Below are 25,259 nucleotides of genomic sequence, written 5' to 3'. Positions count from 1 at the left end.
CAGGGAGAAGGCTCTCTGGGTATTAAAAGCAGCTTAATACACGTAGGAGAAAATCAATCTTTATTTTCCTTTTTCGAGTTTGTAATCTTTATGCACGATTAAAAAACTTGCCCGTTCTTCTTTTTTGAAAGGGTAATCCCAGTTGCCCTGATAGGTAATTTTAGTTGGCAGTTTATCATCTCCAAAATAGCCCATTTCGATATTCATCTGCACATCGAAATCGAACAGCATGTTGCTGTATTTCATATCAACATAACGGCCCAAAATATTGAAATTCCGTTTATCAAAAATGGTTACCAGTTCTTTAATCATAATACCATCTTTCGTCCAGCTACTTAAATCGGGTTTTACCGAAACTTTAAAACGGTATACCGGGATAGAATCCAGATAGGTGCCACTTGTAAAACCATAATCGTAATACTGGCGCATATTGGCTGAAAAAATTTCGGTTTTACTCCCAATAAAAGGAACTTTTATTGGTCTGCCAGGATTAAAAATTAATGTTTTCAGCTTGTCTTTATAACTTTCGTTTGTTCCACCTTTGCCATCCGGTTGCGGTGCATTGGGTACAAAATCGGTATTGTAGGCATTCATAAAAATGTAATCGAACATTTCTACGGTATACAACTGGTATTTTCCGTTTTTCTTGTAAATTTTACCCGTGTCTTGTTTAACCAGATACTCCATTTTATAAGGGCCACTGTTGTTGTGTTTTATTTTACGGTAAACCTTTCCATCAACTTTATTCTTCTTATCATAACTATAAATTCTGTTTTCGGCAATGAAGCTATAACGTTTCATATCCCTAAACGATTGATAAAAAGAAGTATCATACATCACTCTTTTAATAAAGGTTTCTACATTCAACTTTTCGGCCTTGATGTTTACTGTAGAATCGAGCGTAATGGTTTTGATCGTATCCGGATTAAAACGGTTAATTTCCTGAGCTAAACCTTTGTAAGAGATTGACGCTAACAGTAAAAGAAAAAAGTATTTTTTCATCGAAGGTGAATAAGTAAATGGTTTTTGCCTGAAATTTAGGGATGTTAAATGGTGAGCGCGAATGGTTTTTTTATACCGTTTCACCCTTAATTTCCTAATTGTTTCAAAGCGATATAAGCCATCAGTCCTGTTGATATTTTTAAAGCATCTTCATCTACATCAAATCTTGGCGTATGTACAGAATATTGAGTGTCTTTAGCTGCATTACCAGTACCTAAACGATAAAAACAAGCATCTGTTACCTGAGAATAGAAAGAAAAATCTTCGGCTGCCATCCAGATATCCAAATCCACTACGTTTTCTTTACCTAAAAAATCCTCAGCAAAAGCCCTTGCATTGGCAGTTAATTTTTCTTCATTAATTAAAAATGGGTATCCCCTATGGATATCGAAATCGCAGCTTCCACCCATGCTTTCTGCCATTCCTTCGGCCATTTTTTTCATGCGTTTATGCGCTTCATCTCTCCAGTTTTCATCCAAAGTTCTGAATGTTCCTTCGATTTTAACCTCATTAGGAATAATATTGGTTGCGCCATTAGCAATTACTTTACCAAATGATAAAACTGAAGGCAAACGCGGATCTGCATTGCGACTTACAATTTGCTGTAACGCGATAATAATATGTGATGCAATTACAACAGGATCGATATTTTGGTGAGGCTGCGCACCATGACCGCCTTTTCCGGTTACGGTTACATACAATTCGTCGGTAGAGGCCATATAAATTCCCGATCGGAAACCCACTTTACCAGCATCAATCATTGGCATTACATGTTGGCCAACAATATAATTAGGTTTTGGATTTTCGAGCACACCTTCTTTAATCATAATACTGGCACCACCGGGCAATAATTCTTCTGCTGGTTGAAAAATCAGTTTGATTGTACCACCGAAATCGTCTTTCATTTGATTTAAGATATTCGCAGTACCTAAAAGTGAAGAGGTATGTACATCATGGCCACAAGCGTGCATTACACCATGGTTCTTAGAACGGTAAGGTTTATCGTTCGCTTCATGGATGGGTAAAGCATCCATATCGGCACGCAAAGCAATTACTTTATCAGATGGGAGATTTCCTTTAATTAAACCCACAACACCTGTATTGGCGCAATCGGTATATTCTATTCCCCACTTTTTTAATTTATCCTTGATGAATAGTGAGGTTTCGAATTCTTTAAAAGATAATTCGGGATTGGCATGAATATGTTGACGGAAGCCTACAACTTCATTAAAAATGTTGCCGGCCAGTTCTTGTATTTTATTTTTGATCATTGTTTGTTGTGGTATCTAAACTTGGTGCGTTAATTTTTTCCCTGAAAATAAAAAGAGTGGGAAAAGTTGGTCTAAGTTCGTTAATTAGTCGCTGAGCCTCCAATCGACTCCTAAAATCGCCTACCCGAACATAGTAATTTGGTTCTTTATAAGTAAGGTATGTATTTAATTGTGGATAAAGCCCTTTAAACCTTGCCTGTTGGTTAAAAACCTCACGCCGATCAGAGCCATAAAAAATCTGCACCCTATAACCATAGGCAGAAACGATGGGTTTGCCTGGTTTTACTTCTCCGGAGCTTTTATAAACAGCAATACGTTTGGCTATTAAACTATCAATTAGAGGGTCTTTTATTACCGTTACTTCTCCTTTTTGTGCAAAAGCAGTATTAAAAAGAAACAAAAAACAGATAAAAGTTAATATTTTTTTCATGTGTAAAAACCTGAGCATTTATGAGCAGATGAGTAAAATATCATCTCATATCTTCTTAACAACAAGAATGCCGAAATCGTTGCAAAAATCGGCATTCTTTATGGGTTAAGCAAATTGATATTATGCAGTTAATTTCAATACAATCATCATGCTGAATTTATTTCAGCATCTAACCGAAATAATTATAGTCTGATCTGCATTAACGTAAATAAAACAGGGGCAATAAATTGAATATTCTTAATGGAACAGATTATTTCTTTAGCCATTTATTTATTTCATCATCCAAATCTGATTGTGTTACAAACAGACCATTATTAATTTCTTGTTGGGATGAAATAATTTCTTGTTGTTGTTCGACAGATAATTTTAAATGTTTATCCTTTGCGGGTGCTTCAAGAATTGTAAGACCAAAATTTTTTAGCATTTGCTTTACAACAGTATTGTTTTGATCAGGAATTTTTATTGTTATTGTTTCCATACTCAAAAATACTAATTTAAATACAAAAACCAGTCAGCTTAATCCTAAATCTGCATTCTTTATGGGTTAAGCAAATTGATATTATCCGAACGAAATATTACTTGTCGAATGGATTGGTAACCTTTAAACTGGAAAGCCTATCAAAGTCTTTAGAATTTCGTGTAATAAGAGTAAGGTTGTTTACAATAGCTGTTGCAGCAATTATTGCATCGGGCAATTTCAGGTTATAATATTTGCGTACCTCTACAGTTTGATTTTTAATTTCCTGGCTTAGTTCATACACATAAGAATCCTTAATAAAGTTTCTTAATATGAGTAAATCGTTTTCAGTAGCAGTTTTCCAGCAAAGAAGTTCAATCTCAGTGATCGCAGAAATGGCAGGCTGGTTAGTAGATATTATATTGTCAATAAACTTTTCAGCTGTTGGTGCAAATTGCCTTTGCAGAAAATAGATTACAGTATTGGTATCCCAAAGATAACTTATTCCCACTCGTTTCGTATACTATTTAATTGTTCATCAACATCTGAAATTGGCTGTTTTTGCATCGAACCCTTATATTTTGTGATCAGATCGTTACCAGAGAGATCCTGAGTCTTAGAATCTTTTCTTAAGCGAATAACTTTAAGCAATTCCAAATCTTTTAAAAGATCTAATGCTTTATCGTTTAAAATATCAACTGTTACAGTTCTCATACTCAAAAATACTAATTTAAATACAAAAACCAGTCAGCTTAATCCAAAATCTGCATTCTTTATGGGTTAGGCAAATTGATATTATGCGGGTTAGTTTTTTCGGTTTGTCATTTCTTCATACCTCAACAATGACGACCTTTATTAACAGATCTGTCAATGGTAGCTTAGCCGAAGGATTTTAACCACAGATCTACACAGATCAGTTTGCCACGGAAACACAGAAAGCACGGAGAATTCATAGATTTTAATCCCTTATTTGGGTCATCAATATAAGACCTTGTTTCCTAAGAATTTCATGTTTTCTCCTCATCTCAATAAAAAAGGCAGATTCGTTTTAAAAACCAGCGTTATAAAAAAAGCCCCAACAATATGCTGAGGCTTTATGTGAAATATTTATTCCGGTTATAAGTTTGCGCCGTGGCAGTTTTTATACTTTTTACCGCTACCACATGGGCAAGGTTCGTTTCTACCAACTGTAGCTTCTTTACGGATGGGCTGTTGTGGAACGGCCTCACGTGTATCGCCAAACTCAATACCTGGTTCTTCTCTGCCAAACTCTTGTTTAGTAGTTTGCAACTTTGGTTGTTTGACCGGAGCTGGTGCTTCTCTAACTTCATCTGGCTCTTGCTGAACCGGGATACCACCTTTATATAAGAAACTTACCACTTCTTTATTTACCGCATTAAGCATGTTTTTAAATAAGTTAAAAGCTTCCATTTTATAAATTACCAATGGATCTTTTTGCTCGTAAACTGCATTTTGTACGGATTGCTTTAAATCGTCCATTTCGCGTAAATGCTCTTTCCAGCTATCATCAATTAAGGCCAGAACAATGGTTTTTTCGAATGAACGAACCACTTCTTTTCCCTTGTTTTCGATTGCTTTCTTCAAATCAACCGCCACCTGAATACCGCGGATACCATCGGTAAACGGAACCACAATCTGCTCGATATGCTCACCACGTTCTTGATAAACCTGGGTTAAAACCGGTAATGACTGTTGAATAATTGCTTCTGATTTACGTGCATAAAATGCTTCAGCTTCATCAAACAACTTTTCAGTTAACTGAGGAGTACTGGTTGAAGTAAATTCTTTTTCGGTAATGGCGGTATCTAAAGAGAAATTCTTAATCACCTCCAGTTTAAAACCATCATAATTTCCTTCCTGTTTATATTCGCTTACGATATCTTCTGCAACATCGAAAACCATATTGTTCATATCTACATCTAAACGTTCGCCAAACAAAGCGTTTTTACGTTTAGCATAAATTACTGTACGTTGCGAGTTCATTACATCATCGTACTCCAATAAACGTTTACGTATACCAAAGTTGTTTTCCTCTACTTTCTTCTGTGCACGCTCTATAGATTTGGTAATCATTGAATGCTGAATTACCTCACCATCTTCAATACCCATACGTACCATAATGCTCGAGATACGCTCTGAACCAAATAAACGCATCAGGTTATCTTCTAACGAAACAAAGAACTGAGATGAACCTGGATCGCCCTGGCGACCGGCACGACCACGTAACTGCCTATCTACACGACGGGATTCGTGACGCTCAGTACCAACGATGGCTAAACCGCCAGCTTCTTTAACACCTGCACCCAATTTAATATCGGTACCACGACCAGCCATGTTGGTTGCAATGGTTACGGTTCCTGCCTGCCCGGCTTCTGCAACAATATCAGCCTCTCTCTGGTGCATTTTGGCATTTAACACATTGTGTTTAATGCCACGGAGTTTAAGCATGCGGCTTAACAATTCTGAAATTTCTACAGAAGTTGTACCTACCAATACCGGACGGCCAGCTTTTGGCTCCAGTTGACCTGTTTCAGGATTAACCGCAGGAATTAATGCACCTTTGGCATCAAGTTTTGGTACGGCTCTGCCAGTTTGATCGTATTTAACAACTGGTTTGCCATCTTTTTGCTTTACATTACCTTCTTTATCGGTTTCGTATTCTGTTTCGTAATGAGAATATGGAAAAACAAGGTACTGGATCTCTGCAGCAACAGCGTTGTATTTTTCGCGAACGGTACGGTAAACATAATCCTGTTCATCTATTCTTGAAATGTTCCTGTTTGTTGGTATTTCTACAACGTCTAATTTATAGATCGACCAAAACTCGCCTGCTTCTGTTGTTGCTGTACCCGTCATACCGCAAAGCTTGTGGTACATACGGAAATAATTTTGCAGGGTTACAGTTGCATAAGTTTGGGTTGCATCTTCAACCTTAACATTCTCTTTGGCCTCAATTGCCTGGTGCAATCCATCAGAGTATCGACGGCCATCCATAATACGGCCTGTTTGCTCATCAACAATCTTAATTTTGCCTTCATCGATGATATATTCTACATCAATTTCGAATAAGGTATACGCTTTTAACAATTGGTTTACAGAGTGAATCCGTTCTGCTTTAACAGAGTAATCGCGCATTAAAGCATCTTTCTGAACAACCTTTTCTTCTAAAGGCATATCAGATTTTTCTAAATCCGCTACTTCAGTACCCACATCAGGCAATACAAAGAAGTGAGGATCTTCACCCGATTGGGTAATCAATTCGATACCTTTTTCAGTTAACTCAACCTGGTTATTTTTTTCATCTATATAGAAGTACAACTCAGAATCTACCTTAGGCATATTCTTGGATTGATCGGCCATATAGTGGTTTTCTGTTTTCAACAACAAACCACGAACACCGCTTTCGCTTAAAAACTTAATTAAGGCTTTGTTTTTTGGTAAACCACGGTAAGCACGCAATAAGGCTAAGCCACCTTCGCCCTCTTCGGTTCCGCTATTACCTGCGTTAATTAATTTTTTAGCTTCGTTTAAGGCTTGTGTAACATAAGCTTTCTGTGCATTAACCAAACGCTCAATACGTGGTTTTAACTCATAAAATTCATGCTCATCACCACGGGGAATCGGGCCCGAAATAATTAAAGGTGTACGGGCATCATCAATTAAAACTGAATCGACCTCATCCACCATTGCAAAGTGCTGTTTGCGTTGTACCAGTTGATCTGGCGTTTGCGACATATTGTCACGCAGGTAATCAAAACCAAATTCGTTATTGGTACCGTAGGTAATATCTGCGGCATAAGCTCTTCTTCTTTCTTCGGAGTTTGGCTCATGCTTATCAATACAATCAACAGTTAAGCCATGGAATTCGAACAACGGCCCGTTCCATTCACTATCCCTTCTTGCAAGGTAATCGTTCACAGTTACAATGTGTACGCCTTGTCCGGCCAGGGCATTTAAATATGCAGGCAAAGTACTCACTAATGTTTTACCCTCACCGGTAGCCATTTCGGCAATTTTACCACTGTGTAAAACAATACCACCAATTAACTGCACATCATAGTGAACCATGTTCCAGGCCACTTCAGTTCCTGCGGCATCCCATTTATTGGCCCAGTGTGCTTTATCGCCAACAATTTTAACATTGTTTTTTCTTGCAGCATAATCTCTGTCAAACTGGGTTGCGGTAACTTCTAAATAGTCGTTTTCGCTTAAACGGCGTGAAGTTTCTTTTACAACAGCAAAAGCTTCAGGAAGAATTTCTAAAAGTACTTTTTCCAATTCTGTATCGCGGTCTTTACCTAAAGCATCAACCTGATCATAAATTGCTGTTTTTTGATGAAGATCTAAATCTTCGTTTTCTGCATCAGCTTTTAGGGCTGAAATTTTTCCGTCTATATCGGTTAAGAAAGTAGAAATCCTTTCTTTAAATTCTATGGTTTTACCACGTAACTCATCATTGCTTATTGCAGATAGTTTACTGTAGTGCTCGTTAATTTTAACAACCAATGGCTGTATAGCCTTTATATCTCTTTCTGATTTACTTCCGAAAACCTTCGCTAAAAATCCTAACATTATAATATTTTAAATCGTATTTATAAAAAAATGGTGTGTTACAACAACCAAGCCATTGTCTGTACTAAGTCAGTTTGGCAGTTATTGCTATCATTGGGGGCTTAAAATCTTTTAAAAGATTCTTTTAACAAAAGGAACTAAGGGCTGTTGTTCTTCGGTTTTTTTCTGATGGTTAAATCGGCAATTACCTGATTTACACTTACGTACTTTGCAACTTTTAATTGTGCTTGTGTGCCAATTAAAGCCAGTTTAGTGTAGGATAACAGGTAAGGATTGCGCGCTTCGTTAAGCTGAACCGAGGCCTTACCAGTTGCATTGATACTAATGTTATGCTCGTTACAATATTCATTTAATATTCTAAGCCCTTCAACGCGTTCGGCTTTCGCCAAATGTGTTAAGCTAAAAAATACAAGTGATATGGTTACAAGGTGTTTCATTAATAGCGGCAAAGCTAGTTTTAATTTTTATAAAATGAAATTACATCATCCCAAAAATCGTACCTCATTTTTTAATCCTGTATTTCTTTTATCGCCCCTTGATTCTATTTTGCTGAATTGGCTTTTTATAATGATGCCTCTGCTTTTTATAATGACGCCCCCGCTTTTTATAATATTATTTTATTTTTTAAAAAGACATTAGGAATTCTTACCGTCTTTTTTAATTTTATGGCATGTTGAAAAAAGTAATTACGCTCTGCTACCGAAAAATAATTGATACCACCAACACCAGTGCCTGGGATAAGTTTGTGCATGAAGATAGTTTTGCAGAGTTTAAGATGCAGGCTCAATTTTACAATCAGGAACAACGTTTTACCACTTTTGCCGAAATGTTGATCAATGCTCCTGAGGCAGAAAAACTGCACTTTTTGGTAAGCGCAGCCATTACCGGATATTTACGCCAGTTAAATGGCATTATACCGGATATACTGGACAATTTAGGCCGTCGGTTTCTAACTTTTGAAAACTTTAAGTTCGAATTGATCAACTCAGATATCAACGACCTGGAAAAACATAAAATAGCGATCAACTTTTTTTCTAAACCACTTATTTGGCACGACACCGTTGATAACCTGCTTTTAGTATCGCAATTTAAAGAAGCAAATGAAGCTGAGGTTTTTACAAATCTTTTTCAGATTCAACCTTTTGTGAGCATACATGCTCTAAAACATACAGATTAAACGATGGAACTTACACCTGGAAAAATATTTTTGGCAGATCAGCGCGGATTAACCGAAAGTTCAGTTTTAAGAAGTTACAATACCTTTAATTTCGAAAAATATTTTAACGAAAATAAAGAAGCTTTTGGCAACCTGTTTATATGCAATGATGAATCGATTGTTGGTGGCAAGGTTACGTTTTTTCTATGTAAAGAAGATTCGCTTCAGCTATTTATGCCCATTACCGGCGGCATTGATATTGTTGCCAACGGAAAAGAATTCGCTTTAGAAACCGGCCAGATACAGGTTTTAAATATGGGTAAAGGTGAAGTGTTGGAAATTAGCAATCCTTACCAGAACGATACCATTAATTACATGCAGTTTGGGATTAAAACCGACATGTTTTTAATGCGTGCAAGTGAAATGCTTTTTGGTTTTGATTTTGAAAAGAGCCCGAATCAACTGATCAAAATTATCGACAACCAGAAATTACCCTTTAAATTAAGCGCAGGTATTTTTGCCGAACGCGAAGCAGCAGTTTATAAAATTCAAAAGGCGGATAACAATTTTTTTGCTTTTATTATTGAGGGTACTTTCGAAATTGAAGGCCGCTTAATGCACGCCAGAGATGGTTTAGCGCTCTGGGATATTGAGCAGGTTGAATTGAAAGCCCTAAGTAATAATGCGATTGTAGTGGTTTTGGAATTGGGGTTTTAGCTTTTAAATTTTTGCAAACAAATGGTGTGTGAGAACACGAACCATGACGTAAATTTATCCCGCAGATTTTAGAAGGTTATCGCTGAGTCTTTCGACAGGCTACCGTAGATAGAATCCAAAAAGAAGATCGGCAATGCTGAGGAGTAACGACGAAGCAATCTATCATGTAATTTATTATTAAAAAAGATTGCTTCACGCCTACGCAAAGTCCCTTCTTCAGTTCGCAATGACGAAATCAAACCCCAAAACTCACGTGAATATAGCAGCACATTCCCTTAACATTTTTTCTACGCCGGGTTTTGCCTTAGGGATTGGAAGGGTTGGTACCGATTAAGCATCTGTTTTTATTTAATTACGGTATGCTTGCTTGTTTCACAGGTTTTCATCGGTACCGCAGCGAAGCGCAGCCCTGAAAAGCCGGCCCCTTTTCCGTTCTAACGGGATTGGGGAACGCCCAAATGATTAAATAAATAAATTAATTGATGATCTGCCGCCAGGCTCAGGATGATATTTTATTTAAAAACTACCTCCGTAGCCCCGTAGCCAAACTTTTCTTTCCGTGCATCCATATATGTTTTCACATGTGGATTTTTACTGATCAGTTTATGAATTTTATCCCTCAAAGTACCATTTCCTGAACCATGGATAAAAACAATTTTATCGAAATGATGCACAACCGCAGCATCCATAGCCGTTTGAAAATGATTAATCTGGATCTGCAGCATTTCATCAGCTTCTAAAAAATGATGATCATCTCTCAGTTTTTCTATATGCAGATCGATTTCTTTTTGTGGGGCTGCAACCGTTCTTTTCTCTTCTGTTGATTTAAAAAAGCTTTCTTTCAGTTTCTGAGGATCGATGTTTACAGGCACAAGATCATCCAAACGGATTAACCAGCCTTTATTTTTTAATTGTGGCAATTCTTTTTGCTCGCTACTAAAATCTTTTGCCCTAAATTTTTTGGCAATCACCAATGGGTCAACAGGTTTTACATCCGCTTTACTGAAAACCAAAACCTGGAAATTAAATTCCGGCCAAAGATCTAAATCAGCCAGAGAAGCCGAATAAACCAAGGCAGATGCATAAGATTCTACTACCCCATGAAAGGCACCCGCATATTTTTCTTTACGCGCTGTGGTTAAACTTACTAATAAAATATTGGGCGAATGGTTTTGCAGGTGGAAATGCACCACATTACCCGCTTTATCATCTGTAGCTACAGCAACATAAATTCCATTTTCAATTTTACTAATACCAGGAACATTTACCTGGATGGGTTTCGGCATATCAACCTCTTCGGCTACCACACCATGGCCATGTACCGATGTTAAATTACTAACCGCAACAGGAATTTCGAAACCATCTTCATCAGTTACACCTAAAGTTTGGGCATCGATAATCTTCGTTACATAACCTTCACGTTTTTCATCAACAAAACGCACAAAATCTCCAAGTTTAAATTTCATAGCCCCTAAATCCCCTAAAGGGGAATCTCCATATTATTTAGTAATAGTTATTACAATTTCTCCAAATTTCACTTCACCATGCAGCTCCCCTTTAGGGGCTGGGGGTTAATGACGAGTATCGTTTCCGTGGTAAATACTCAGGTAACTTTCGTATCTGGATACTGCAATTTCGCCATCATTTACCGCCGCCATAACTGCGCAGCCAGGCTCGTTAATATGCCTGCAATTGTTAAACCTGCAACTGTGTGAGGTTTTAAAAATTTCTCTAAAAAAATGCCCCAGCTCTTCTTTTTCAATATCAATAACACCGAGTTCTCTAATTCCCGGCGAATCTACAATAAAACCACCCTGAGGCAGTTCGAACATTTCGGCAAAAGTGGTGGTATGCTGCCCTTTATCACTCCAATCTGAAACCTCTCCTGTTCTTAAATCGCGATCGGGCAACAATGCATTAATCAAACTTGATTTCCCCACGCCCGAATGACCGGAGATGAGGGTAATTTTATCAGTAATCAGCTCCTGTATCACCGGAATATTGATGCCTTTTAAAGCCGAAACTTCATAGCAGGCATAACCAATATTTTCGTATATATTTTTAAATTCCTGAAGGATTTCTAAACCCTCTTTACTAAACAGATCGAGTTTATTAAATACCAATACGGCAGGCACATCATACGCTTCGGCTGTTACCAAAAAACGATCGATAAAACCTAAAGAAGTGCGTGGCGAGGCCAATGTAACCACCAACATGGCCATATCAAGGTTCGCAGCAAGTATTTGCGCCTGCTTACTCAGGTTAATTGATTTGCGGATGATGTAGTTTTTGCGGGGCAACATCTCGTTAATCAAGCCCTGGTTACTGTCCTTTTCAAGGTCGAATTTTACCCTATCGCCAACCGCAATCGGGTTGGTGGTTTTAAGTCCCTTAATTCTGAATTTCCCTACAATACGACAGTCGTAACGTTCACCATTATCGGCCAAAACGCTATACCAGCTCCCTGTAGACTTAATAACTAATCCCTGCATATTTGCGGTAAAGGTATGAATATGATTTCATTGGTAGAAGCAGCCAACGTGGATAAAAGTTTGGTTATCCGCAATAAAGATTTAAAGTTTACAGTCATTTTCACCTTATATTTTCCTATCTACCAAATATCTTACATAAATTCAACGCTTTAAAAGGCAAAAAACCTAAATTTGCGACAATAAAAATCAAAAATATAATGAGTTTCAGAATAGAACACGATACCATGGGCGAGGTGCAGGTACCAGCCGACAAATACTGGGGTGCACAAACCGAACGCTCACGCAATAACTTCAAGATTGGGCCGGAAGGTTCGATGCCAAAAGAAATTATCCATGCTTTTGGCTACCTGAAAAAAGCTGCGGCACTTGCTAATACGGAACTTGGCGTATTATCGGCCGAAAAAGCTGAATTAATTGCCAAAGCCTGTGATGAAATTGTTGCCGGTCAACTTGATGATCAATTCCCATTGGTAATCTGGCAAACGGGTTCTGGCACGCAAAGTAACATGAACGGTAACGAGGTAATTGCCAACCGTGCGCATGTAATTAATGGTGGTGCACTGGCCGATGATAAAAAAGTACTTCACCCTAATGATGATGTAAATAAATCGCAGTCATCAAACGATACCTTTCCTACTGCAATGCATATTGCGGCATATAAACTTACGGTAGAAACCACTATCCCAGGTTTAGAGAAACTTAGAAATACATTAGCTAAAAAAGTTGAAGAATTCAGTTCTATTGTTAAAACTGGCCGTACTCACTTTATGGATGCTACCCCCCTTACCCTGGGGCAGGAATTTTCGGGTTATGTACAACAGATTGATAACAGCATCAGGGCAATTAAAAATGCTTTGGTGATGGTTGCTGAGTTAGCTTTAGGTGGTACCGCTGTAGGTACTGGTTTAAATACACCAAAAGGATACGATGTTTTAGTGGCAAAGAAAATTGCCGATTTAACAGGCTTGCCATTTGTAACCGCCCCGAATAAATTTGAAGCTTTAGCAGCACACGATGCGATGGTAGAACTATCTGGCGCATTAAAACGTACCGCTGTTGCTTTAATGAAAGTAGCAAATGATGTTAGGATGTTAAGTTCTGGCCCACGTTGTGGCATTGGCGAAATTGTAATTCCTGATAACGAACCAGGCTCTTCTATTATGCCCGGAAAAGTAAATCCTACACAACCAGAGGCTTTAACCATGGTTTGTGCACAGGTAATTGGTAACGATGTTGCCGTTTCGGTAGGTGGTATGAGCGGCCATTTTGAACTTAATGTATTTAAACCGGTAATTGCGGCCAACGTATTGCAATCAGCACGTTTAATTGGCGATGCCTGTGTTTCTTTTAATGATAAATGTGCTGAAGGAATTACAGCCAACTTACCAGAAATTGAAAAACATTTACAAAACTCGTTGATGTTGGTAACGGCTTTAAATCCACATGTAGGTTATGAAAACGCAGCTAAAATTGCAAAGAAAGCACATAAAGAAAATAAAACCTTAAAAGCAGCAGCTGTAGAACTGGGCCTGTTAACTAACGAACAGTTTGATGAGTGGGTTCGTCCGGAAGATATGGTAGGCAGTTTGAAATAATTTAGAGGATCGTCATTCCCAACTTGATTGGGAATCTTAAAGCGTATTGCATTAAGATTCCCGCCTGCGCGGGAATGACGTCACTTTGAAAAATTAGTTTTTTAATCAATACCATTAATCAAAACAACTGGTAATATGAATTCAATATTCGCTACAATGATCAGTATGACATCGATCATTGCGCCATGTATTGTACTTGGGGCATGTTGCTATTTTTTATCAAAGAGAACGGTTGTTGAAGCTATTTTAATGACCATTGGGGCTGGAATGGGTTTAGTTATTCATGTGCTTTATCTTTTTATGCCAATGTTAACAAGCTATAAAAATATACCCTACACTGATATCTCTAAGTATTATACCGTAATTGGTATTTTTAATCTCATTGCCAGTCTTTGCTTTGCCATCGGTTTTTTAATACTGGTTACCAACACAGTTAAAAAGAATGCAGTAATATACGATCAATTTCCTAAAAGCATCGATTAACCATACAATGAACAAACTGCAGCCGGGTTTAAAGGGTTTTTACATCACCCTTTTTGCATTATCTATTTTTTATATTGCCTGTAGCCCTAGGCCTAACATACAGGGCAAGGGAGAAGATTTTATGCAGGGCGTGTGGAACGAAGATTCGGTTGCCTTTAGCAATAAATTAAGCAATTATACCCAACACCATTTTCGGTTTAGCTGCGATTCTGTTTACATCGATATGGTTACACACAGTAAAGTAAACCTTTACGAAGATTCGTGCTATCATAATGGCGTTTGGAAAGAATATGCAAAGGGTGTTTATGCCGTTAAAGGCGATACACTATTTGTTGGCGCAACCTTTACACATGCCAATTACAAACAAAAAATATCGGGCTGTTACCGAATTGGTCGATATGAAAAGAATTTCCTGATTAAAAAGCATACCGCAGATATAATGTCGTTAGAAAGCTTAAGTGATCAGCGTGAAATCAAATTAATCCTCAAAGAAAAAATTACCTGCGTACAAAAAGAATTATAAAATGATTTTTACATCAATTAAAAAGAAACTACTCACAGCTTTAGCACTTGGTTTTTTAGCTTATTTACCATTACAAGCAACTGCATGGGGCACTATTGGCCACCGCGTAGTTGGTGAAATTGCCGATAGCTATTTAAAGGCCAAAACGCGCAAAGCCATTCAAGGTATTTTAGGTTACGAAACTTTGGCCATGAGTGCCAATTGGGGCGATTTTATTAAATCGGATTCTACCTACAATTACATGTATAACTGGCACTTTGTTAATCTTCCTGCCGGATTGGATAAAAATGGTGTATACAACTTCCTATCTACCGAAAAAGCACCAAGCCTTTACACTAAAATACCTGATCTTATTGCTGTTTTAAAGAAAACAAGCAGTACAGCCGCCGAAAAAAAACTTGCACTACGCATGTTGGTGCATTTGGCAGGCGATTTATGCCAACCTATGCACGTTGCCCGTAAAGAAGATTTAGGTGGTAACCGTGTTTCTGTTTTGTGGTTTAATGAAAAATCGAATATCCATCGCGTTTGGGATGAGCAGTTAATTGAATATCAGCAATTAAGTTATACCGAATATGCAAAGGCAATTAATCATGCTTCTGCAATTCAGCTTTATAACTGGCAAAACACAAGCTTAAAAGATTGCATTTATGAATCGTATGGCATTTGCAACAAAATTTACGATAACACAAAACCCGATTCGAAATTGAGCTACCGCTATAACTTTGAATGGGTAGAAACGTTAAACGATCAACTTTTAAAAGGCGGCGTACGCTTAGCCAAAATGTTAAACGACATTTACGGATAAGCCATTTTGATAAGATTTTAATGCCTCAACGCCAAAAAGCTTGAGGCATTTTTTGTTTCTTGTAGCATATTGACCGTTACTTTCGTTAAAGGGGGTATAAACTAAAACGCTATGAAAAAATTAATGTTGATGTTGCTGGTTCTTTTATCCCTTTCCTGCAAAAAAAACCAAAAAGAAGATCCCATTACTAAACAAAAATGGGTATTAGAAACTGCTATTGTTTCTCCAGCTTTAAACATAAGAGGCGAATTGGTTAGCGATTATAAGAAATTGGAAGGCAATGATGGCTGTTTATCCAACAACTTTACACTAACATTTCTACCTAACGGCACCTACCGGCAATCTTCTACCGGATCGCTATGCGATATGGTAGAAAATGATGAAAATCAAAAATGGAGAAGATCAGGTGAGCAGATCATTTTAGGCCACAGTCCCAATACGGAAAATATTTGCACCATTAATGGTAACAAATTAACTTATACATTGGTAAATTCGCCAGGAATATTTTATTCCAAAGTGGTATATACTTTTAAAGCACAATAATATTGAAAATTTTAATGGTTTGCCTGGGCAATATCTGCCGTTCGCCATTGGCTGAGGGCATTATGCGCCATCTGGCAGATAAAAGCTCTTTAAACTGGGGAATTGCTTCTGCCGGCACAGGCAACTGGCATATTGGTAGTGCACCTGATCATAGGAGTATTGCTGCGGCCAAAGCACTAGGTTACGATATCAGTAAACAACGTGCGCAGCAGTTTAACCATTCTATGTTCGGTTATTACGACCTGATTTTAGTAATGGATCGCAATAATCTCGCTGATGTAATAAGCCTCGCCAAAACCCCTGAAGAAAGAAAAAAAGTTAAACTTTTTCTTGATAACAACGAAGTTACAGACCCATATTGGGATAATGCGCTTTTTAGCCCCGTTTGCAAACAGGTAGAGGAAAGATGTATGGAAATTATCAAACAACTTTCTTAAATTTAAAATTCCTAATCACACACTAACCAAGTCTGCAAAATGAAAAAGTACCTTTCCCTCTGTTTATTAATTGCATCCGTTTTTTTACTACAAAGCTTTACCACAGCAAAAAAACAGGCAAGAGTTTTAGTTTTTTCTAAAACCAAAGGCTTTAGGCATAACTCCATTGAAACCGGAAAAGAAGTAATACAAAAATTAGGGCTTGCTCATCATTTTGATATTGATACCACCGAAAATGCTGATGCTTTTACTGAAGATAACCTTAAAAAATATGCTGCTGTAATTTTTTTAAGCACTACCGGTGATGTTTTAGACAGCAAACAGCAAATAGCTTTCGAAAGATACATCCAGGCAGGTGGAGGTTATGTAGGCATCCACGCAGCTACCGATACAGAGTATGATTGGCCTTGGTATGGTAAATTGGCGGGAGCTTATTTTATCAGTCACCCAGCCGTACAAGAAGCAAAATTTATTATTAAAGACAAAAAACATCCCGCTACTAAATTCCTTACTGATTCGGTTTGGATCAGAAAAGATGAATTGTATAATTTTAAAGATATCAATCCAGATATAAAAGTACTGATTACCTTAGACGAGAAATCGTATACTGGTGGTAAAAACGGCGATTTTCACCCATTTAGCTGGTACCACAGTTTCGATGGCGGAAGAGCATTTTATACAGGTATGGGCCATACCAAAGAAGGCTGGGCCGAAGAAAAATTTCAGAACCATTTATGGGGAGGAATTGAATACGCAATTGGCAGCCAGAAAAAATTAAACTACAGTAAAGCGCATTCTAAATTTTAAGTAACCATTGCACTTGTTGATTCATCATCAATAAGTGCGATCGTTTTATATTTGTCGTTTCTTGTAATTAACCAAATAAATATAATTCAACATACAGAACGAAGCCACTGCACCAAAGGTATGCCACAAAAAGTGGGTACCGATGCTCAATATATCCCATTTATCCGCAATACGAAAAGTGAGCGCAAATACAAAAGCAACCAAGGCAAAACCAACCCATTTACCATTTTTCCATTCTGTTTTAATGAGGTAGCCAAACACAGGGAATAAAACAAGTGCTGCCATAAAAGCATAGTTGATGTTGATAAAAATCTGAAAATCGCCGTTACTGAAAAGCCGCCTTACATAAAACTGAAATAAGGCATACACTGCCACAATTAAAGCGGCGAAGTACCATTTTGTAAGTTTGGATAAAAAATAAATCCCCGCAGATAAACACAACAGCATTATAGGCATCCAGTCCATCATAATAAATATTGGCCAGCGCCTTAAGCCATGGTAAGTAGTGCCTCCTATCCCTCCAATATATAGTAATACCAACGCAATGCTGAGAAAAGTGTGCTGTTTAAAATTTCCCCAGAGTTTTATCGTCCAGTAAACGGCAATGGCCAAAAACAAGCAACTTGTTAGGGTATTAAACGGTTCGGGAAAAAGCTGGCTCAAATTGGTTTCGGTGTACATTGTACCGCCATCTGGAGGATTTTGATTTAAAGCGCTCATGATAAGTTAACGTATACTAAAATTAAATGTTTCATGGTTCAGTGTAACGATGAAGATGTAAAAATAATTTCGCATTTACATTTCCGGCAGATTAAATATCAATTAACCTATACTTCAAAAATCGTATTTATTTGTACTTTAGTTTTAGCTAAGCTATACCATTATGAGCAAATTATTAATTGTTTTTTTATTCTTATCTACCAGTATTTATGCCCAAACACCTCCTAAACCTTATGGTGCAGTGCCATCGAAAAGGCAATTGGCCTGGCATGATATAGAGGTATATGGCTTAATTCATTTTACACCCACTACCTTCGAAAATAAGGAATGGGGCTTTGGTGATGCCGATCCGAAAACTTTTAATCCAACCGATTTTAATGCCGATCAGATTATTAAAGCAGCAAAGGCCGGCGGGTTAAGAGGGATTATTTTAGTGGCTAAACACCATGATGGTTTTGCGCTGTGGCCAACCAAAACCACTGAATATAACATTAGTAAAAGTCCATTTAGAGCAGGGAAAGGAAATTTAGTTAAAGAAGTAGAACAGGCTGTACGTAAAAACGGTTTAAAATTTGGTGTGTATTGCTCGCCATGGGACAGGAATAACGCGCTTTATGGCACCGATAAATACCTTGCCATTTATCAGGCGCAATTAAAGGAACTCTACAGCAATTTTGGTGAGCTTTTTATGAGCTGGCATGATGGTGCCAATGGTGGCGACGGATATTATGGCGGCGCAAAAGAAAAACGATCTATTGATAATACCACATACTACGATTGGACTAATACCTGGGCAATTACACGGAAAATGCAGCCAATGGCAAATATTTTTAGCGATATTGGTTTGGATATACGCTGGGTTGGAAATGAAGACGGTAATGCTTCAGTAACCTCATGGGCCACTTTTACACCAATGGCACCTGATGGAAAAAGTGCAGCCGTACCTGGCCAGGCAAATTACCCGCAAAGCCCGGAAGGAATTAGAAATGGTAAATTCTGGATGCCGGCCGAATGTGATGTTCCTTTGAGAAAAGGCTGGTTTTATCACCCTAATGAAAAACCAAAAACACCAGAAGCTTTATTCGACCTATATTTAAAAAGCGTTGGCCGTGGTGCAGGATTAGACCTCGGTTTAGCACCAGATACCCGTGGGCAGCTGCACAACGATGATGTTGCTGCACTAAAAACATTTGGCGACATGGTGAAACATACTTTTGAGCATAATCTGGCTAAAAATGCATCAATCAAAACAAGCAATAGCCGGGGCAAAAGATATAATGCGGCTAATCTGCTTGATGGCAAAAAGGAAAGTTACTGGGCCACACAAGATGATGCCCATAAGGCAAGCATAGAACTGGATTTAAAAGCAGCCAAAACCTTTGATATCATTAGCCTCCAAGAATATATTCCTTTAGGGCAGCGAATTGAAGCTTACACTGTTGAAGTACTTGTAAATAACACCTGGAAAAAAGTTTACGATGGTACGAGCATCGGCGCAAAACGGTTAATTAAACTGGAGAGTCCTGTTACAACTAATAAAGTAAAAATCAACATTACCAAATCGCCTGTTTGTATTACGCTAAGTGAAATTGGGTTGTACAAAAAAGCAGTTTAAACTTAATCTGGTTTGTAAAGGATTTCGAAAACTTGTGCCAGTGCATTAGAAGTCTGTTTGCTATAGCGATAAGTGCTATCGGCCTTAATATCTCTGTACATCAGCATTACGGCACGATGGGATGCTTTACTCAGTTTAATTTTTTCCTCTCGTTCTTTAGCATCTTCAGGCTTTAAATTTAAGGCCTGCATTTGTTTAATTACAACAAGGTTCCTTTCCATCGGTATAATGCCATCCTGCTTTATAGAGGTAAGCTTAACATCCTTTGGTAAGGAAATCTTTAAATTCATAATGCTGTTAAGCGAGCCCATATTACCGTTAACAGTATCCCTTAATTTGCGGTACTCTTCAGTTCCGTACTTTGGGCTAAAGTAAAGCACTCCGCTAAAAAACATCAGAAATAATAGTACTGAAACTGCATATCTTGCCCAGCTTTTAATTTCAAAACTTTCATCCCATTTATAGTTAAGTAAATAGGTAAAAATAAAACCCGAAATAAAACCGCCAACATGTGCGGCATTATCTACTCTTTTGCCAAATGCACCATTTAGGAGTACCAGTAAGGAGACAATCAAGGTACTCATTAATAATGCTTTCGTTACTTTACGTTCAAAAGATTTAGTAATCAATAAAGCAATAAAAGCGCCATATAAGCCCATTATAGCTCCTGAAGCGCCCATCATCACTCCTTCCTGATGAAAAATTAAACTCACCAAGCCGCCACAAATGCCGCTCACCAAATAAATAAAGAGGTATTTTTTCCAGCCCAGTTTATTTTCGATCATTAAACCCAGATAAACCAGGGCATACATATTAAAAAACAAGTGCGATTTAGATCCGTGAATAAACTGATAGGTAATTAAACGCAAGTATTCGCCGCCCAGCACAAGATTACGCTGATTAACCCCAAAATTTAAAGAAATCCTTTTTATTTCCTCAATATAATCATCATGAGAAGCACTGCCGGTTTTTAATGATAGATTGATCATTAACACGGCCGAAAAAAGGAAAATTGCTACATAATAAAAAACATTGATCAGGACAACGATCGGCGTTGCGGTATAACCTTTTTGGGGAAAGAACAGGAAGAAAACATTTTTGATCTTATTTTTTGTTGCCAAAGGGGCCTTTTCAAAATAATGATCATCCTGCGTTGCTATAAGCTGGTGAAATTTACACAAACTTTCTTCCCAAACATCTTTCAGATGAAACTCTACATATTCAAATTCATGAAAGAACTTTTCAAGGTTTAAGTCGTTCTTGCCATAATCATTAAAAAGCATCTGGATACCCACACACTCACTCTTTACTACAGCGAAATTTCCATGGATGCGGATTGATATTTCTTCACTATAGGATTGGAAAGATATTGGTGTGTAAGCAATTAGCCCGCTTTCAGACACATGACTAAGGCTCCAACCCAGATTTTCGATCGCCTGCCTGGCAATAATTAAATATTTATCTGCCGGAAAATCGGCCAAAGGAATATATTTTTCAATTTTAGGCGAGTAACCCCAACTTACAGACATAGCGCGTTAATTTTTCTTCGCCACTAATATAATATAAGGGGATAGATTTTTGCTTTCGAAAGGGATAATCTTTGTAAATACTTTACCTGTTAACCAAACTGCTTTTTTAAATAAACGAACACCCGCAGATTTTTGGCTTTCATTCTCCAACCATACGCTAAAACGACCAAAATAGCCCGATTTTACCTCACTGAGACCAGCTTGCTCACATATTGATTTCAATAACGCGGGATCCATGCTATCGATATTATGTTTGTCGTAGTTTTCTTTATCAAAATTCTTTTGAAACCAGCCGTTAACCGCTTTAAAATTTGGCAATGTAATAAATAAAGTGCCTCCTGGTTTTACAAAGGCAATGTGGCGGTTAATTATATCGGCAGTATCATTAAAATGTTCAATTAAACCACAGCTTAACACAAGATCGTACTGTTTTTCGGGCGTGTAGTTAAAAAGATCGGTTTCGATGATATGGATATCACTTTCAGTTAAATTATTTTTCTCTAAAAGCTCGTTTACAACAGGTGGATGCACAAAGTAATCTAAAAGCGTAACATCAAGCTTAAAGTATTTTTTTAGGAATACCGCATAATAACCCGGGAAACCACCCAACTCAATGGCAGTTTTAACATTATTCTTTTGAATAACATCAGCCAGTTGCTGGTGAAATAAATAGTTTGAAGGTAACTGAACCGCTAGTCCTTTTTTACTTTCCCAATAATTTACCCAAAAAGCCCTGTCGGTTAATAAATTTGCCATGTTTTAAATAATTCCAATCCCAAAGAAACGGAAAAAAATGGTTAATTGTTAAAAGTGGTTAACTGTTTAAATTGTGAAAATGCGTTAAAAGCATATGCTTACTTCAAATCTTTCAAAATTTCAGCTACTGCTCTTTCCAGTTGAGGATCTTTATCTGCCAGGCGGTCTTCGAAAGTATTTTTTACAAAAATATCTGGTTTAACACCTTCCTTTTCGATATTCTTGCCATCCATAGTATAACAACCCCAGGATGGTAAACGGTATGAAGAACCATCAACCAAACCTTTAGCTGAAGTAAAAATAATCCACCTATAAGTTTCCGTTCCAATAATTTTACCCAACTTCAGCTGTTTAAAACCCGCAGCGGTCATTTCTGCATCACTTAAAGATTGCTCATTAACCAACAGCACAATTGGCTTAGCCGCCGGACCAAAATTACTCTGCGGAGCCAATTTGCCACCACGGTATTTCCATTGGAGGTACGGCCGCTGAGAAAGAAATTTCAGCACATCATCATGTACATTTCCCCCGGTGTTGTAACGCAGATCGAGAATAATAGCCTCTTTATTTTCTTCCTGTGCTACCATATCCAAAAGAAAAGTTTCCAATTCGCCACCGCTCATATTTTTCATATAAGAATAGGCAATTCGGTTATTGCTCCATTTATCAACATTTTTATGGTTTCGACTGATCCATTCATCGTAAAGATTTCCCCTCAAAGTACCCGAACTTTCTGGATGTAAATTAACAAATACATCCTTTCCATTACGTTTAAAGGTTAAGGTAATCTCTTTATCTAACGATGGCTTACTAAAATAATAATCGCGGTCTATTTTTTCATCCACCTTAACACCATTCACTTCTGTTAAAATATCTCCTGGTAAAATATTCGTTCCGTTACGTGCAGCATTACTTTTTGCAGCCACACGTACAACCTTTAACGGGTTTTCGTTATCAAAAATAATCCCTGTTTCATTGGTGGTATAATTCAGATTTTTTCGTTCTTCTGCACCAGTACTGTTAAAACCCATGTGCGAAGAATTCAACTCGCCCAACATATCATTTAATAAAATTCTAAGGTCGCTCCGGTTATTTACATAAGGCAAATAAGCAGCATAACGCGTTCTCATTTTATCCCAATCAACACCATGGAATTTTTCATCATAGAAATTCTCATCCAAACCCACCCAGGTTTCGAAAAACATCTGGTTAAATTCTGCATTCAGATTTCTCGTAAATTTATAGTCGTGGTCTACCCGATCAAGTTTATTGCCTTCTAACGAGTACTTGTTAATTGTACCCCGCGATAAGACGTAAAATTTATCACCTGCTGAGATAATTGAATAATCGCCACCATCGGCCACCTTTTCGGTTTTATTGGCTTCGAAAGGCTCAATTGTAGTCCGGTAAAGCCCGGGAGCACCCCCTTCGTGGTTAGAGGAATAAAACACATAGGTTTTATCCCCTTTGGCAAAGGCATCAGTTCCGTATTGGCCACCAAAAGCCGAGCCTACCAGTTCAATGCGATCCAGAATATTTTGGGTATTAATTGTGATGATATTTGCCGGCTTTGGTGTTGGTTTTACCTCTGTTTTCTTTTTAGCAGTATCTGCTTTTGCTTTTTTAGTATTGGTTATTGCAGGCTTAACTTCAGTTGGGGCAGGCTTGGTTTCTTTAAATAAATCATCAAATTTATCAGAGCGGTAAGCTTCATCATAATTATCCAATGCCATCCTGTAAATATGTGCATTGGCCATTCCTGTTGGATAAGATGGCTTGGTGCGTGCACTTGTAAAAAAGATATATTTTCCGTCTGGCGACCAGGCAGGCCCGGTTTCGGTAACACCGGTATTGGTTAAATTAATGGTTTTATCGCCTTTAATGTTGTGTACCATGATATCCTGTTCAAAGTTTCGATAAACGGTAAATAGTACATATTCATCATTAGGTGAAAAACTTGGTGCAGCATTTTGTAAAGCCCAAAACTCATCGGTTACTAAGGTTTTAGCTTCGAAAGTTTTAAGGTCCATCAGTTTAAGCTCATTTCTACCGCTCAGATACACGGCCATGGTTTTGGTTTTGTTCAGTGTAATATCGCGCACATTTGCTTTATCTTTCGTAAGCTGTTTTACCGATCCTTTTCCATCACCGGTAATGGTAAACCAGTTTTGATAGCCGTTAGCGGTTTCGCTGAATAATATTGTTTTGTTATCTGCAAGCCACTTACATTCGAGTGCCCGTTCGCCGCTATTGGTAATTTTCCGGATAAACTTTCCGTCAGCATCACTTACAAATACCTCACCCCTCGAAACAAAAGCCATTTTTTTACCATCGGTGGATACGTCAAATGCTGAGATATTTCCGCGTACTTCATACTCCTGCTCTTTACTCAAAACCTGGTTGCGGGATGTGCTGATGTTCACCCTTTCTGCCTTTTTTGAAGTTACATCATAAGTATACAATTGATAATCCTTTTCAAAAACAACGGTGGTTCCATTGGCCGATACAAAGGGGCGTTTAATTGATGTATCAAAATTAGTAAGTCCGGTTTTTTTACCTCCAATAAACGTGTAAAGATTGTATTCTTCATTGCCTTCATCCGATACGAAAAATATGTTTCCTTTTTGATCGATGCTCGTCCAGAAATCTTTTCCGATATAATCGGTATAGCGTTTATAACTTTTTGATTTTGGATTATACGATTGAATATCAGGATTGTATGCCCCTTTATAATGTTTGCGGTTTGCAAATCGGTAACTTTCCCATGTATCGTTAAAAAACAGCTCACCATCAGGAGATTCGGCAATATGATGAGTGGTATTAAAATAATTATCGAACAAACGTTTGGCTGTACCTCCAGTTACACTTACTTTATAGCTTGAAAAAGAATTGTATCGGCCGGAAGTAAAATAGATTGTTTTCGAATCCCAGCTCCAGTTGTCTACTTCATCCGCAGCATCATTAAAAGTGAGTTGTTTAATGTCGCCACCCGTTAAAGGCATCACATACACATCATAATTGCCAAACTGATTGGATGAAAAAGCCATCCATTTGCCATCGGGAGATATTTTAGGATTAATTTCTTCTCCCTGCATCGCTGTAACCCTTGCCGCTACACCACCTTTTACAGGTACTTTCCAAATATCACCATCATAGCTAAATACTATTGTTTGTGCATCGGGCGTTAAAGCAGGGTATGCTGCAAAATACGTTTGATTTTGAGCAAAAGAATGTACAGGCAACAAAAACGCCAGTGTTGCAAGCGATTTTAACAGGGATTTGATCATGATTTATTTTGTTTGGCTTTGATGCTTGAACCCGGCTT

At 37.8% G+C, this 25,259-nt stretch carries 24 protein-coding genes; 10 read left to right on the top strand and 14 right to left on the bottom strand.

Annotation, left to right across the window (positions count from 1 at the left end):
• Positions 1-60 precede the first annotated feature (60 nt).
• The 8 genes from ACZZZW_RS04495 to ACZZZW_RS04460 all read right to left on the bottom strand — a co-directional run bounded on the left by ACZZZW_RS04495 (position 61) and on the right by ACZZZW_RS04460 (position 8,190).
• A complete protein-coding gene (locus ACZZZW_RS04495; protein ID WP_463492408.1) occupies positions 61-1,002 on the bottom strand; it encodes a hypothetical protein in 942 nt (313 codons plus the stop codon).
• 86 nt (positions 1,003-1,088) lie between these two features.
• Positions 1,089-2,273 (bottom strand): M20 metallopeptidase family protein, encoded by a 1,185-nt coding sequence (locus tag ACZZZW_RS04490; RefSeq protein WP_055908629.1) that lies wholly within the window; start codon positions 2,271-2,273, stop codon positions 1,089-1,091.
• Positions 2,260-2,703: an SPOR domain-containing protein gene (locus ACZZZW_RS04485; protein ID WP_055908632.1), complete on the bottom strand. Its 444-nt coding sequence runs from the start codon at positions 2,701-2,703 to the stop codon at positions 2,260-2,262. The genes ACZZZW_RS04490 and ACZZZW_RS04485 overlap by 14 nt, the downstream gene beginning before the upstream one ends.
• 250 nt (positions 2,704-2,953) lie before the next feature.
• Positions 2,954-3,181, bottom strand: coding sequence for a hypothetical protein (locus tag ACZZZW_RS04480; protein WP_463492407.1), 228 nt, complete (start codon positions 3,179-3,181; stop codon positions 2,954-2,956).
• Positions 3,182-3,278: 97 nt separating this feature from the next.
• Positions 3,279-3,671 carry a type II toxin-antitoxin system VapC family toxin gene (locus ACZZZW_RS04475; RefSeq protein WP_463492406.1) on the bottom strand — a complete coding sequence of 131 codons (393 nt, stop codon included), beginning with the start codon at positions 3,669-3,671 and terminating at the stop codon, positions 3,279-3,281.
• Complete coding sequence (locus tag ACZZZW_RS04470; RefSeq protein ID WP_055908637.1) at positions 3,662-3,874, bottom strand: hypothetical protein; 213 nt, start codon at positions 3,872-3,874, stop codon at positions 3,662-3,664. The genes ACZZZW_RS04475 and ACZZZW_RS04470 overlap by 10 nt, the downstream gene beginning before the upstream one ends.
• Positions 3,875-4,276: 402 nt before the next feature.
• On the bottom strand, positions 4,277-7,753 hold the full coding sequence (locus tag ACZZZW_RS04465) for a preprotein translocase subunit SecA (RefSeq protein ID WP_463492405.1): 3,477 nt from the start codon (positions 7,751-7,753) through the stop codon (positions 4,277-4,279).
• Between the two features lie 137 nt (positions 7,754-7,890).
• Positions 7,891-8,190, bottom strand: a complete 300-nt coding sequence (locus ACZZZW_RS04460) for a hypothetical protein (RefSeq protein ID WP_463492404.1) — start codon at positions 8,188-8,190, stop codon at positions 7,891-7,893.
• 233 nt (positions 8,191-8,423) lie between these two features.
• On the opposite strand from ACZZZW_RS04460, the gene ACZZZW_RS04455 reads away from it, so the two are divergent.
• Together ACZZZW_RS04455 and ACZZZW_RS04450 are read left to right on the top strand one after the other, a co-directional pair.
• On the top strand, positions 8,424-8,930 hold the full coding sequence (locus ACZZZW_RS04455; protein WP_463492403.1) for a hypothetical protein: 507 nt from the start codon (positions 8,424-8,426) through the stop codon (positions 8,928-8,930).
• Positions 8,931-8,933: 3 nt separating this feature from the next.
• Positions 8,934-9,626 (top strand): pirin family protein, encoded by a 693-nt coding sequence (locus ACZZZW_RS04450; RefSeq protein ID WP_463492402.1) that lies wholly within the window; start codon positions 8,934-8,936, stop codon positions 9,624-9,626.
• Between the two features lie 512 nt (positions 9,627-10,138).
• Here the strand turns inward: ACZZZW_RS04450 and ACZZZW_RS04445 are convergent.
• Together ACZZZW_RS04445 and rsgA are read right to left on the bottom strand one after the other, a co-directional pair.
• A complete protein-coding gene (locus ACZZZW_RS04445) occupies positions 10,139-11,092 on the bottom strand; it encodes a Smr/MutS family protein (protein ID WP_463492401.1) in 954 nt (317 codons plus the stop codon).
• Between the two features lie 105 nt (positions 11,093-11,197).
• Positions 11,198-12,118, bottom strand: coding sequence for a ribosome small subunit-dependent GTPase A (rsgA, locus tag ACZZZW_RS04440; RefSeq protein ID WP_055908658.1), 921 nt, complete (start codon positions 12,116-12,118; stop codon positions 11,198-11,200).
• Positions 12,119-12,315: 197 nt separating this feature from the next.
• Here rsgA and fumC point away from each other — a divergent pair, with 197 nt between their 5' ends.
• From fumC to ACZZZW_RS04405, 7 genes are all read left to right on the top strand, one after another.
• The gene (gene fumC, locus ACZZZW_RS04435) at positions 12,316-13,713 is read left to right on the top strand and encodes a class II fumarate hydratase (protein WP_463492400.1); all 1,398 of its coding nucleotides are present in this window, start codon (positions 12,316-12,318) and stop codon (positions 13,711-13,713) included.
• A gap of 135 nt (positions 13,714-13,848) precedes the next feature.
• Positions 13,849-14,196: a hypothetical protein gene (locus ACZZZW_RS04430; protein WP_463492399.1), complete on the top strand. Its 348-nt coding sequence runs from the start codon at positions 13,849-13,851 to the stop codon at positions 14,194-14,196.
• 7 nt (positions 14,197-14,203) lie between these two features.
• Positions 14,204-14,719 carry a fumarate hydratase gene (locus ACZZZW_RS04425; RefSeq protein ID WP_463492398.1) on the top strand — a complete coding sequence of 172 codons (516 nt, stop codon included), beginning with the start codon at positions 14,204-14,206 and terminating at the stop codon, positions 14,717-14,719.
• A 1-nt stretch (position 14,720) separates the two neighbouring features.
• Positions 14,721-15,527, top strand: coding sequence for a S1/P1 nuclease (locus tag ACZZZW_RS04420; RefSeq protein ID WP_463492397.1), 807 nt, complete (start codon positions 14,721-14,723; stop codon positions 15,525-15,527).
• 111 nt (positions 15,528-15,638) lie between these two features.
• Positions 15,639-16,070, top strand: a complete 432-nt coding sequence (locus ACZZZW_RS04415) for a hypothetical protein (RefSeq protein WP_463492396.1) — start codon at positions 15,639-15,641, stop codon at positions 16,068-16,070.
• 2 nt (positions 16,071-16,072) lie between these two features.
• Entirely contained in the window at positions 16,073-16,507 is a 435-nt protein-coding gene (locus ACZZZW_RS04410) for a low molecular weight protein-tyrosine-phosphatase (RefSeq protein ID WP_463492395.1), read from the top strand.
• A 39-nt stretch (positions 16,508-16,546) separates the two neighbouring features.
• Positions 16,547-17,314, top strand: coding sequence for a ThuA domain-containing protein (locus tag ACZZZW_RS04405; RefSeq protein WP_463492394.1), 768 nt, complete (start codon positions 16,547-16,549; stop codon positions 17,312-17,314).
• Between the two features lie 45 nt (positions 17,315-17,359).
• Here ACZZZW_RS04405 and ACZZZW_RS04400 read toward each other — a convergent pair whose 3' ends face one another.
• Positions 17,360-18,034, bottom strand: coding sequence for a hypothetical protein (locus ACZZZW_RS04400; protein ID WP_463492393.1), 675 nt, complete (start codon positions 18,032-18,034; stop codon positions 17,360-17,362).
• 163 nt (positions 18,035-18,197) lie between these two features.
• Here ACZZZW_RS04400 and ACZZZW_RS04395 point away from each other — a divergent pair, with 163 nt between their 5' ends.
• The gene (locus ACZZZW_RS04395; RefSeq protein WP_463492392.1) at positions 18,198-19,649 is read left to right on the top strand and encodes an alpha-L-fucosidase; all 1,452 of its coding nucleotides are present in this window, start codon (positions 18,198-18,200) and stop codon (positions 19,647-19,649) included.
• 2 nt (positions 19,650-19,651) lie between these two features.
• On the opposite strand, the gene ACZZZW_RS04390 is transcribed toward ACZZZW_RS04395, so the two are convergent.
• The 3 genes from ACZZZW_RS04390 to ACZZZW_RS04380 all read right to left on the bottom strand — a co-directional run bounded on the left by ACZZZW_RS04390 (position 19,652) and on the right by ACZZZW_RS04380 (position 25,221).
• Positions 19,652-21,178 (bottom strand): rhomboid family intramembrane serine protease, encoded by a 1,527-nt coding sequence (locus tag ACZZZW_RS04390; RefSeq protein ID WP_463492391.1) that lies wholly within the window; start codon positions 21,176-21,178, stop codon positions 19,652-19,654.
• Between the two features lie 6 nt (positions 21,179-21,184).
• On the bottom strand, positions 21,185-21,934 hold the full coding sequence (locus ACZZZW_RS04385) for a class I SAM-dependent methyltransferase (protein WP_463492390.1): 750 nt from the start codon (positions 21,932-21,934) through the stop codon (positions 21,185-21,187).
• A gap of 98 nt (positions 21,935-22,032) precedes the next feature.
• Positions 22,033-25,221, bottom strand: a complete 3,189-nt coding sequence (locus tag ACZZZW_RS04380; RefSeq protein ID WP_463492389.1) for a S41 family peptidase — start codon at positions 25,219-25,221, stop codon at positions 22,033-22,035.
• Positions 25,222-25,259 lie beyond the last annotated feature (38 nt).

Source organism: Pedobacter sp. AC379, assembly GCF_979258145.1.
Note: the sequence above shows the minus strand (reverse complement) of the source record. Positions and strands in the feature narration are given on the sequence as shown.